Origin of the sequence: Microbacterium sp. K35, from assembly GCF_004794375.1 — a bacterium.
GTDB lineage: Bacteria > Actinomycetota > Actinomycetes > Actinomycetales > Microbacteriaceae > Microbacterium > Microbacterium sufflavum.
On record NZ_SSDM01000056.1, the window covers coordinates 1 to 8,100 of the forward strand.

General features: G+C 70.6%; 9 protein-coding genes and 1 pseudogene. 9 read left to right on the forward strand and 1 reads right to left on the reverse strand.

The genetic code is table 11. From position 1 onward, the window contains the following. Positions 1–2,341: Rne/Rng family ribonuclease (locus tag DW299_RS01485; protein ID WP_342589042.1), on the forward strand; the 2,341-nt coding region annotated here is incomplete at its 5' end. Here the strand turns inward: DW299_RS01485 and DW299_RS01490 are convergent. Beyond that, complete coding sequence (locus DW299_RS01490) at positions 2,303–2,572, reverse strand: DUF4031 domain-containing protein (RefSeq protein ID WP_136030663.1); 270 nt, start codon at positions 2,570–2,572, stop codon at positions 2,303–2,305. The two genes, DW299_RS01485 and DW299_RS01490, sit on opposite strands and share 39 nt — an antisense overlap. A 213-nt stretch (positions 2,573–2,785) precedes the next feature. On the opposite strand from DW299_RS01490, the gene rplU reads away from it, so the two are divergent. The 8 genes and pseudogenes from rplU to DW299_RS01530 all read left to right on the forward strand — a co-directional run. After that, the gene (gene rplU, locus DW299_RS01495; RefSeq protein WP_168387232.1) at positions 2,786–3,094 is read left to right on the forward strand and encodes a 50S ribosomal protein L21; all 309 of its coding nucleotides are present in this window, start codon (positions 2,786–2,788) and stop codon (positions 3,092–3,094) included. A gap of 19 nt (positions 3,095–3,113) precedes the next feature. Next, entirely contained in the window at positions 3,114–3,371 is a 258-nt protein-coding gene (gene rpmA, locus DW299_RS01500) for a 50S ribosomal protein L27 (protein ID WP_017202370.1), read from the forward strand. Positions 3,372–3,472: 101 nt separating this feature from the next. Further along, the gene (gene obgE / locus DW299_RS01505) at positions 3,473–4,975 is read left to right on the forward strand and encodes a GTPase ObgE (protein ID WP_136030664.1); all 1,503 of its coding nucleotides are present in this window, start codon (positions 3,473–3,475) and stop codon (positions 4,973–4,975) included. Beyond that, a complete protein-coding gene (gene proB, locus DW299_RS01510; RefSeq protein ID WP_136035384.1) occupies positions 4,972–5,757 on the forward strand; it encodes a glutamate 5-kinase in 786 nt (261 codons plus the stop codon). Before obgE ends, proB begins: the two co-directional genes overlap by 4 nt. A gap of 9 nt (positions 5,758–5,766) precedes the next feature. Beyond that, complete coding sequence (locus DW299_RS01515) at positions 5,767–7,020, forward strand: glutamate-5-semialdehyde dehydrogenase (RefSeq protein ID WP_136035385.1); 1,254 nt, start codon at positions 5,767–5,769, stop codon at positions 7,018–7,020. A gap of 64 nt (positions 7,021–7,084) precedes the next feature. Further along, entirely contained in the window at positions 7,085–7,309 is a 225-nt protein-coding gene (locus DW299_RS01520; protein ID WP_136030670.1) for a hypothetical protein, read from the forward strand. A 7-nt stretch (positions 7,310–7,316) separates the two neighbouring features. Further along, positions 7,317–7,919, forward strand: coding sequence for a nicotinate-nucleotide adenylyltransferase (gene nadD, locus DW299_RS01525; protein ID WP_136035386.1), 603 nt, complete (start codon positions 7,317–7,319; stop codon positions 7,917–7,919). Then, positions 7,916–8,100, forward strand: a pseudogene (locus DW299_RS01530) (hypothetical protein); the annotation flags it as partial. The gene nadD and the pseudogene DW299_RS01530, both read left to right, overlap by 4 nt.

Below are 8,100 nucleotides of genomic sequence, written 5' to 3' on the forward strand. Positions count from 1 at the left end.
CGCCGCTGGCGCGCCGGCGAGCCAGGAGGCTGCCGGAGACGCTCCCGCCGAGGCCGCGCCCGCCGCCGATGTGCCCGCCGAGGACGCTCCCGCCGCTGAGGCGTCGTCCGACGATGCTCCCGCCGAGGGCGAGCCCGCCGCCGAGGTGTCGTCCGACGAGGCTCCCGCCGCTGAGGCGCCGTCCGAGGCCGCTCCCGCTGAGGCCGCTCCCGCCGCCGAGAAGACGGAGCCCGAGGCCCCGGCGCCCCTGACCGCCGTCTCCCTGGGCCTGCTGCCCGAGGTGTTCGTGTCGCAGGTGTCGACCCAGCTGCACTTCTACGCGCCCGAGGTCGTCCCGCTGCCGGCACGCCCCGGTCGCGACGAGCGTCCTGCCGAGCGCGACCAGGAGGAGTCGTCCTCCGGCCGCCGTGGCCGCCGCCGCCGCGGAGGGTCCGACGGCGACGAGCAGCGCGACGAGCCGCGTCAGCGCCAGCGCGTCGTGGAGTACATCACCGAGCCGAAGGCCATCAAGGGCTCGACGCGCCTGGAGGCCAAGAAGCAGCGCCGCCGTGACGGGCGCGACGCGGGTCGCCGTCGTCCGGTCGTCACCGAGGCGGAGTTCCTCGCGCGCCGCGAGTCGGTCGACCGCAAGATGGTCGTGCGCTCCAAGAACGGTCGCACGCAGATCGGCGTGCTGGAGGACGGCGTGCTCGTGGAGCACTACGTCGCCCGCAACCAGGACGCGTCGCTCATCGGCAACGTCTACCTCGGCCGTGTGCAGAACGTGCTCCCCAGCATGGAGGCCGCGTTCGTCGACATCGGCCGTGGTCGCAACGCCGTGCTGTACTCCGGCGAGGTGGACTGGGACGGCGTCGAGACCGGCAACCAGCCGCGCCGCATCGAGCTGGCCCTCAAGCCCGGCGACCGCGTGCTCGTCCAGGTCACGAAGGACCCGGTCGGCCACAAGGGCGCCCGCCTCACGAGCCAGATCTCGCTGCCCGGCCGCTACCTGGTGTACGTGCCCGGCGGGTCGATGAACGGCATCAGCCGCAAGCTGCCCGACAACGAGCGGGCCCGACTCAAGCGCATCCTCAAGGAGGTGCTGCCCGAGTCCTCCGGCGTGATCGTCCGCACGGCTGCGGAGGGTGCGACCGAGGAGCAGCTGACGCGCGATGTCCAGCGGCTCACGTCGCAGTGGGAGCACATCCAGAAGCAGGTGGAGAGCCAGCAGGCACCCGCGCTGCTGCACGCCGAGCCGGATCTGCTGGTCAAGATCGTCCGCGATGTCTTCAACGAGGACTTCACGAAGATGCTCATCCAGGGTGAGGACGCGCAGCGCACGATCCGCGCCTACCTGGAGAGCGTCGCGCCCGACCTGCTCGAGCGTGTCGAGTCCTACGAGGACGAGGTCGACCCCTTCGACGCGTTCCGGATCACCGAGCAGATCGAGAAGGCGCTCGACCGCAAGGTGTGGCTGCCGTCCGGTGGCTCGCTCGTGATCGACCGCACCGAGGCGATGACGGTCGTCGACGTCAACACCGGCAAGTTCGTCGGTTCGGGCGGCAACCTCGAGGAGACCGTCACCAAGAACAACCTCGAGGCGGCGGAGGAGATCGTCCGTCAGCTGCGGCTGCGCGACATCGGCGGCATCATCGTGGTCGACTTCATCGACATGGTGCTGGAGTCCAACCGCGACCTCGTGCTGCGGCGTCTGATCGAGTGCCTGAGCCGCGACCGCACGAAGCACCAGGTGGCCGAGGTCACGTCGCTGGGCCTCGTGCAGATGACCCGCAAGAAGCTGGGCCTCGGGCTGCTGGAGACCTTCAGCGAGGCGTGCGAGGTCTGCGCGGGTCGCGGCGTCATCGTGCACCACGACCCGGTGGTCAAGCACCGCGCCAACGGCGGCAACGGCGGAGGCGGAGGAAACGGCGGTCGCCGCCAGCGCGGCAACGGGAACGGCAACGGCAACGGCAACGGCAACGGCAACACCGCTCCGGTCGTGGCCGCGGTGACGCACAGCATCACGGAGGGCGCGAAGTCGGCGCTCGCCCAGATCGCCGCGTCGACCATCGCCCCCTCGGGTGACGCCCCCGCCGAGAGCGCACCGGCCGAGCAGGCCGCCGCGCCCGCCGCCGAGCGTCCGAAGAAGGCCCGCAAGAAGCGCGGGGCCGACCGCAAGGGCCCGAAGTCACCGGCCGAGGAGCTCCTCGACTCGGTGCTGGACGCGCTTCCCGAGCCGAAGGCACCGGGGCAGGGGCGTGGCCGCCGCCGGGTGACCACGGCCGCGCTCTCCGGCACGCCGGTGTCGGTGGCGGCGGAGAGCTCAGCGCAGCCGGTCGCGGCCGCGGACCCGGAGGCCTGACGCGATCAGGCGGCGCACCAGTTCCTTTCCCGGAACGTGCTGGGCGCCGCCGGCGATCAGCCGCGCCACCGCGTCCTCCGGGACGTCGTAGTGGTCCAGGTCGAACGCGCGCGCCGGGATGCCGTGCGCGCGGGCGAAGTCGTGCAGCTCGTCGAGGTCGGTGTCGCTGACCAGGTGCGCCCACAGGCGTCCGTGGGCCGGCCAGAGGGGGTCGTCGACGAGTACGGTCACCTCGCCAGCCTACGACCGGAGGCGCGACCGGTCTCACTTTGCGAGGGGCTCCGGCATCCGGTAAAGTAGTCCCTTGGTGCGCATGCCGCGTCGTCCTCGACGGCCGATGCGGAGAGTCTTGCATTCGCGCCCGTCGTACCAGCGACGCATGCAAGCAACAGTCTTCCCGTGAGATTCTCGGAGCCGCGTGCTCCCCAACGAAACAGGTATGAAGTGGTTTACGCAGTAGTGCGCGCCGGTGGCCGGCAGGAGAAGGTCGAGGTCGGCACCATCGTTCAGCTCGACCGTGTTCAGGCGGCCCAGGGCGAGAAGATCGAGCTGCCCGCTGTGCTGCTCGTCGACGGCGCCACGGTGACCACCGACGCCGACGCGCTGGCGAAGGTCAAGGTCACGGCCGAGGTCGTGGGCAACCTCCGCGGCCCGAAGATCGTCATCCAGAAGTACAAGAACAAGACCGGCTACAAGAAGCGTCAGGGCCACCGCCAGGAGCTCACGCGCGTCAAGATCACCGGCATCAAGTAAGACCGAGGAGACACAGGACATGGCACACAAAAAGGGCGCAAGCTCCACCCGCAACGGTCGTGACTCCAACGCTCAGCGACTCGGTGTGAAGCGCTTCGGCGGTCAGCAGGTCCTCGCCGGCGAGATCATCGTCCGCCAGCGCGGCACGCACTTCCACCCCGGCGTGAACGTCGGCCGTGGTGGCGACGACACGCTGTTCGCTCTGGCCGCCGGTGCGGTCGAGTTCGGCGCGAAGGGCGGCCGCAAGGTCGTCAACATCGTCGCTGCTGCTGAGTGATCACAGCACCACGCTAGACATCCGGTTCGGGGCGGGCTTCGGCTCGCCCCGTCCGCGTATCTGCCGTCCGTCTTCCCCCGCTACCCGAAGGACACGCACACATGGTCACGTTCGTCGACACCGTCACGCTGCACCTCCGTGCGGGTAAGGGCGGCAACGGCTGCGTCTCGGTGCACCGGGAGAAGTTCAAGCCCCTCGGCGGCCCCGACGGCGGCAACGGCGGCGACGGTGGCGACATCGTCCTGGTCGCTGATCCGCAGACGGGCACGCTGCTGTCGTACCACCACTCGCCGCACCGCTCCTCGGGCAACGGCGGGCCGGGCATGGGCGACCACCGGTCGGGCTTCGACGGCGAGTCCCTGGAGCTTCCGGTCCCGGTCGGCACGGTGGTCAAGTCGCCGTCCGGCGAGGTGCTCATCGACCTGATCGAGCCGGGGGAGCGCTTCGTCGTGGCCGCCGGCGGCCAGGGCGGCCTGGGCAACGCCGCCCTCGCGACACCCAAGCGCAAGGCCCCCGGTTTCGCCCTGCTCGGCACGCCCGGCTATGAGGGCGACGTCGTGCTCGAGCTGAAGACCGTCGCCGACGTCGCGCTGGTGGGCTACCCGTCCGCCGGCAAGTCGAGCCTGATCGGCGCCATCTCGGCCGCACGCCCGAAGATCGCGGACTACCCCTTCACCACGCTCCACCCGAACCTGGGCGTCGTGCAGGTGGAGGACTTCCGGTTCACGGTCGCCGACGTGCCGGGACTGATCGAGGGCGCGAGCGAGGGCAAGGGCCTCGGCCTAGAGTTCCTGCGTCACGTCGAGCGCTGCTCGGCCCTGCTGCACGTGCTCGACTGCGCCACGCTCGAGCCGGGCCGCGACCCGATCTCCGACCTCGACGTCATCCTCGCCGAGCTGGCCGCCTACGAGGTGCCGGAAGGCCAGACGCCGCTGCTGGAGCGCCCGCAGCTCGTCGCGCTCAACAAGGTGGACGTGCCGGAGGCGCGCGACCTCGCCGAGCTCGTGCGCCCCGATCTGGAGGCGCGCGGCTTCCGCGTGTTCGAGATCTCGACGGTGTCGCACGAGGGTCTTCGCCCGCTCACGTTCGCGTTGGGCGAGCTGGTGGAGAAGCACCGCGCCGAGAACATCGCGGCGGAGAAGCCGCGTGAGCGCGTGGTCATCCGGCCGCGGGGCTCGAAGAAGGACTTCTCGATCCGCGTCGAGGGCGGCACCTACGGCAACGTGTACCGCATCCTCGGCGAGAAGCCGGTGCGCTGGGTGCAGCAGACCGATTTCCAGAACGAGGAGGCCGTGGGCTACCTGGCCGACCGCCTCGAGAAGCTGGGTGTCGAAGACGAGCTGTTCCGCCTCGGTGCCGTGCAGGGCTCGACGGTCGTGATCGGCGAGGGCGACAGCATCGTGTTCGACTGGGAGCCCACCATGAGCTCGGCCGCGGAGCTCATGACCGCGCCGCGTGGCACCGACCCGCGCCTGGCGCCGAACTCCCGCCGCACCACGTCCGAGCGCCGCGAGCAGTACTACGAGCGGATGGACGCCAAGGCGCAGGCGCGCGCGGAGCTGGAGGCCGAGCGCCTCGCCACCGCCCGCGAGGGCGACGAGTGACCGCACGCACGCGCGACGACCTCGCGTCGGCGTCGCGCATCGTCGTGAAGGTCGGTTCGTCGTCCATCAGCGGCGAGTCGTCCTGGCGCATCCCGGTGATCGTGGAGGCCCTGGCCGCCGCGCACGCCAGGGGAGCCGAGGTGGTCCTGGTGTCGTCCGGCGCGATCGCCTCCGGCATCCCGTTCCTCCGGCTCGACGCCCGCCCGACCGATCTGGCGACGCAGCAGGCCGCCGCGGCGGTGGGCCAGAACATCCTCGTGTACCGCTACCAGGAGGCCCTGCGCCCGTTCGACATCGTCGCCGGGCAGGTGCTGCTCACCACGGGTGACCTGGAGAACCCGACGTCGCGGTCGAATGCCCGTCGGGCCATGGAGCGCCTGCTGGGTCTGCGCACCCTGCCGATCGTGAACGAGAACGACACCGTGGCGACGCAGGAGATCCGCTTCGGCGACAACGACCGCCTCGGCGCGCTCGTGGCGCAGCTGATCGAGGCCGACGCGCTGATCCTGCTGAGCGACATCGAGTCGCTCTACACCAAGCCGCCGACCGACCCGGGTGCCGAGCCGATCGACGTCGTGGCCCCCGACGCCGACCTGTCCGGACTGGAGTTCGGATCGACGGTCGTGAACAGCGTCGGTACCGGGGGAGCCGCCACCAAGGTCTCGGCGGCACGTCTCGCTGCAGCCTCGGGGATCGGCGTGCTGGTGACCAGCGCCGACCTGGTCGACCGGGCCCTCACGGGCGACGACATCGGGACCTGGTTCGAACCGGCGACCTCCTAGACTGGGCGGATGACCGACCCGACCCCCCAGGCGCGCCTGGAGCGCGCGAAGGAGGCCTCCCGCGCCACGGCCGGCCTCACCAGCGACGACAAGGCGCGCGCTCTCGAGGCGATCGCCCTGGCTCTGGAGGAGAACGCGCCGCGGATCATCGAGGCGAATGGGCGCGACATCGCCCGCGGCCGCGAGGACGGCATCGGCGACTCGCTGATCGATCGCCTGCGGCTCGACGAGCGCCGGGTCTCCGCGCTGGCCGCGGCGGTGCGCGAGGTGGCGGCGCTGCCCGACCCGGTCGGTCGCGTGGTCGGCGGTCACCGCATGCCCAACGGTGTCGCGCTGGAGCAGGTGCGGGTGCCGTTCGGCGTGGTCGGTGCGATCTACGAGGCCCGGCCGAACGTGACGGTCGACATCGCCGCCCTCGCCCTGCGGTCCGGCAACGCCGTGGTGCTGCGCGGGGGCAGTGCCGCGCGCGACTCGAACACCGTGCTGGTGGAGGTCATGCGTGGCGCTCTGGAGGGGGCCGGGGTCACCCCGGAGGCGATCCAGACGGTCGACGACTTCGGTCGCGAGGGCGCGAAGGCCCTCATGCACGGTCGCGGTCTGATCGACGTGCTCGTTCCCCGCGGCAGTGCCGGCCTGATCGAGACGGTCGTGACGGAGTCGACCGTGCCGGTGATCGAGACCGGCGCCGGCAACGTGCACATCGTGCTCGACGAGAGCGCGCCAGACGACTGGGCGCGCGACATCGTGGTGAACGCCAAGGTGCAGCGTCCGAGCGTGTGCAACGCGGTGGAGACCGTGCTCGTGCACCGGCAGGCCGCGCCGCGGCTGATCCCCCTCGTCGCGAGCGCGCTCATGAGCGAGGGCGTGGCGATCCACGGCGACGACATCGTCGCGGGGCTGGTCGCCACCGTGATCCCGGCGACCGAGGAGGACTGGGCGACCGAGTACCTGAGCCTGGACATCGCGATGAAGGTGGTCGACTCGCTCGACGACGCGCTCGACCACATCCGCCGCTACAGCACGGGTCACACCGAGTCGATCATCACGACCGACACCCGCAACGCCGAGCGGTTCCTGGCCGAGGTGGACTCCGCGGTGGTCATGGTGAACGCGTCGACGCGCTTCACCGACGGCGGGGAGTTCGGATTCGGCGCCGAGGTCGGCATCTCGACGCAGAAGCTGCACGCCCGCGGGCCGATGGGACTGTCCGAGCTGACCAGCACGAAGTGGCTCGCGCGTGGGGCGGGTCAGACGCGCGGCTGAGGGCTAGACTGGGGGACGCTGCATCCCCGACACCCGAGACAGCACGCCACGAAACGGAGCAAGGATGAACCTCGTCGCACAGATCGCGATGGCCGCCGCAGAGACCGAGCACCACGGCAACGTCGCGCTCGACACCCTGATCTTCGGAGTCATCGCCGCGATCGTGTTCGCCGCTCTCGGGTTCGTCACGCTGTCGTACAAGAACGTGGCGAACCGTCACTCGGCGAAGGCGGAGGCCTGGGCGGCGAAGCACGGCAAGGACGGCCACGAGGCGGGACACGGCCACTAGGCCTTTCATGAGCACTGCGACCACGCGCGCACCGCGCATCGGCGTGATGGGCGGCACCTTCGACCCGATCCATCACGGCCACCTGGTCGCCGCCAGCGAGGTCGCGCACTCCTTCGATCTCGACGAGGTGGTCTTCGTTCCCACCGGACGGCCGTGGCAGAAGGCGGAGGTCACGCCCAGTGAGCACCGCTATCTCATGACCGTCATCGCGACCGCGTCGAACCCCCGGTTCACGGTGAGCCGGGTCGACATCGATCGCGCCGGCCCCACCTACACGATCGACACGCTCCGCGATCTCAAGGCTCAGCGGCCCGACGCGGAGCTGTTCTTCATCAGCGGCGCCGACGCCGTGGCGCAAATTCTCAGTTGGAGAGACCATGATGAACTGTGGGAACTGGCCCACTTCGTCGCGGTCTCCCGCCCAGGACACGTTCTGAGCATCGACGGCCTCCCGAGCGACGACGTCAGCCAGCTGGAGGTGCCGGCGCTGTCGATCTCGTCGACGGACTGCCGAGAGCGAGTCCGCGACGATCAACCGGTCTGGTACCTCGTCCCCGACGGCGTCGTCCAGTACATCGCGAAGCACCATCTGTATCGGAGCAAGGAATGAGCACATCGGATCAGCGAGGTCCGCTCACGCGGAAGCAGCTGCGGGAGATCCGGTTGACTGGATCCACCCCGGTCATCACGGAGGAGCAGGCCGAGGCCGCTGCGGAGGCGGCGAACGCGACTCCGCCGGCGGCCCCGCTTCCGCGCGCGGCCGAGCCCGCCCCCGTGGCGTTCTTCACCCG